Genomic DNA, 2,869 nt, shown 5'->3' on the forward strand with positions numbered 1-2,869 from the left:
GATGATCGCTGCACGAGACCCGTTCCCCACCACACCAACATGATCAGGGACCACGATCCAGCGCCGTACCGCCAACCATGCACGAGCTCGTTAGTGCCCCGCTTCTCCGCGCTCGGACCACTCGAAGCCTGCTGCTCTGGACCTGCTGAGGCAACAGTGATCTCTGTCCCGGACAGTCCGCTTCATGTCCGGCCTGGTCAAGACCCTGTCGGGATCCTGTCTCGGACGGGCTCCAGGTGGCGGCAACCGATGTAGATCTTGCGAGCGAGGGGAACGATAATGTCCGCATGGGTAGAACGGATGAGTTACAGCCGCATCAGATCGAAGACGTCGCTGAATTCCTTGCAGCCTTAAGGCAACTCAAGGTGCACTCGGGACTGACATACCGGCAACTGGAGGAGCAGGCGGCCGCACGGGACGAAGTACTGGCGCGCAGCACGCTCGCAGATGTATTGGGTGGCAAGACCGCGCCGCGTCCAGAGCTACTGGCCGCATTCATACGAGCCTGCGGAGATGGCGAGCGGGTGGCGGAGTGGCTCCAGGCGTGGAATGCAGTTACCGGCCGAGAGGGTGGGGCGGGCCCCGTTAGCGGAATACCGGCCGGGCGCGCTTTCTCACACCCGAGCAAAGCCTTGTCGCGCAAGGGCTGGATCCTGTCGTTGTCAGGGCTTCTGCTCTCCGTGATGGTCGGCACCGCCTGGGTGTGGATTCCCTCCGGCGATCCAGATAGCGGCAAGGGGGCTCGAGGGCAGGCCTCGGCATCGCCCAGTGTCTGGCCGAGCCTGCCGGGAGGACGCGTACATATCCGGCCTGGATCGGCAGAAACCTTATGCCTGACGGATGGACGCGTTGCAGGCTATGACCCTTTGGTGGCGGTGCAGCGGCCTTGCGACGAAGTGGCCCCGCAGAAAACCGTGCTGGAGCCGCTGGGCGGGAGCACCTACCGGATCACGTGGCACCACCCAGGCCTTGGCAAAGGTTGTCTGAAAGCGCTGACCGCCAAACCGGCGACCGGACTGTTGGAACCGTGGGGAGCCTGCGAACAATCCAGCCGTTTCCGGATCGAGCCGTCCGGGCCGGGGGGAAGCAACCGGTACCTGATCCGAGTGGACGGCGAAGGATGCGTCGGCATCAAGGACTCGGCAACATCAGCCGGGATCGAGGCAAGGGTCGAAACATGTCGGGAAACACGCAGCCAGATGTTCATCATCGAGCCCGCACCATGACCGGATCATGCTCTGCTCAGAGAAGAGACCGGCGCCCGGACTGGCCCGGCCGTGCCACCCCCAAGGCGGGGGTGACGATGGCGAAACTCTGAGGCGGCGACAACGGCGCCTGCGCCGTCGCCGCTTCGAGAGTTCTGGCGCACTGATCCAACCGGTGCAGGCGCTCCGGGACCACAGCCCGGCGCGGCTGTTGTCGATGACTGTTCACCGACGGATTCCGGGGGAGAGGCGTCAGTATGAGATGACGACGTAGGAGTCGCCGCCCGGCTCGCCCGGGCTGCCCGGAACGAAATTCGATCCTCCACCGGCGCCGCCGTCGCCGCCTGCGGCACGGCCGTCGGGCGCGGGCTGGGCAGGCAGGCCGCCCTCGCCGCCCGTGGCACCGGTGCCGGGGGAGCCGTTGCCGCCGGGCAGAGTCGTACCGGCTCCTGAGCACATACCCGTGCCACCCGCGCCGCCGGCCCCGGGGCCTCCGGGGCCCGCGCCGCCGCCGCCTCCTCCCTGCCCGCCGGTGGCGCTGGCCAGGGCGGTGGCATCGGGTGCGAGCAGGGCAGCAGCTTCTCCGGGCCCGCCGTTGCCGCCGGATGAGGTGGGTGCACCGCCTGCGCCGCCGGCTCCGCCTTCGCCCGTGTCGACTGTGTAGACGGTTCCCGGTGTCACCGGGACGGTGCACGAGGCGAAGCCGCCGGCCCCGCCTCCGCCGCCGGGCGAAACCGTGCCGCCTCCGCCGCCTCCGCCTCCGCCGCCTCCCGCACCCCAGACTCGGGCGGTCACGGACGTGACGCCCGCGGGCGGGGTGAAGGTTCCGTCGGAGGTGAACACCACTTCACCACTGGGCGGGGGGATGGGCGTAGGGGTGGGGGTGGGGATGGTTCCGACGACGGGGCCCGACTGGGCGGCGGCACCATTCAAACCGAGCTGTCCCTGCCGCTGCAGATCTGCTGGGCGGCGGTCGCTTTCGCCGGGCCGCTGCCGAGGAGCGGGCCATTGAGGAGGCCGTTCTGGAGCGTCAGGTGGGTGACTTCAGAGCGCTGACTGCACTCGAACACGTTCGCGCCGGGGCCCGTGTCCCCACCGCCGTAGGCGTAGACGAAGGCGCTGCCGGCCCCGAACATGCTGGCGCTTCCGATCACGGCGGCTACCAGAGCAGCCCGGTGAAACTTGCGCACAACCTCTCCCTGTCGTCCGATTTTTTGCCATCCCCGACGGACAGCACGTCAGCCAGCGCATAGTCAGAGAGGTCTGTAGCTCTTTGGTTGCAACACGCCTCAATTCGCGCTGAGGTGACCAGAGCACGGCAGGCGACGGGGCATCACGTACAGCTTGTTGTCGGCCGGTTCGTCCAGCACCTTGCCGCGCGCAGGACACCGCGGTTGAGCACATGAAGATCCGCAGTCTGCCGTGGTGGACGGTCAGAGCCATGCCGTCCCGGTTCCCACTGGGCGAGGGTGTGCGGTCTCTCCAGAACGGGATCCCGGCCAAGGCGCCGCACATTCCGGCGTAGGCCTTGTGGCCACCGCCCCCGCACGATGCGCCATACCTCGTCGTGGTAAGACGTCATCTCATTTGGTCGTTTGGGTAGGCTGTCGTTCATGGTGGGGATCATTGAGCGGCTGGTGCCGGATGAGTTGTGGGCCATGTTC

Annotated in this window: 3 protein-coding genes; 1 reads left to right on the forward strand and 2 read right to left on the reverse strand. The window is 67.4% G+C overall.

Translation table 11 applies throughout. From position 1 onward, the window contains the following. Positions 1-287: 287 nt before the first annotated feature. Entirely contained in the window at positions 288-1,226 is a 939-nt protein-coding gene (locus ACWFQ8_RS33405; protein WP_453790024.1) for a helix-turn-helix domain-containing protein, read from the forward strand. A 231-nt stretch (positions 1,227-1,457) separates the two neighbouring features. On the opposite strand, the gene ACWFQ8_RS33410 is transcribed toward ACWFQ8_RS33405, so the two are convergent. Both ACWFQ8_RS33410 and ACWFQ8_RS33415 read right to left on the reverse strand, forming a co-directional pair. Beyond that, positions 1,458-2,051: a glycine-rich domain-containing protein gene (locus ACWFQ8_RS33410; RefSeq protein ID WP_453790025.1), complete on the reverse strand. Its 594-nt coding sequence runs from the start codon at positions 2,049-2,051 to the stop codon at positions 1,458-1,460. Between the two features lie 83 nt (positions 2,052-2,134). Continuing rightward, positions 2,135-2,395 (reverse strand): hypothetical protein, encoded by a 261-nt coding sequence (locus ACWFQ8_RS33415; protein ID WP_453790026.1) that lies wholly within the window; start codon positions 2,393-2,395, stop codon positions 2,135-2,137. Positions 2,396-2,869: the final 474 nt, after the last annotated feature.

The organism is Streptomyces sp. NPDC055254 (assembly GCF_053606025.1).

Bases quoted from the DNA above. Each gene is read 5' to 3' on its own strand.
- ACWFQ8_RS33405 (WP_453790024.1), top strand. From the start codon at position 288: ATGGGTAGAACGGATGAGTTACAGCCGCATCAGATCGAAGACGTCGCT.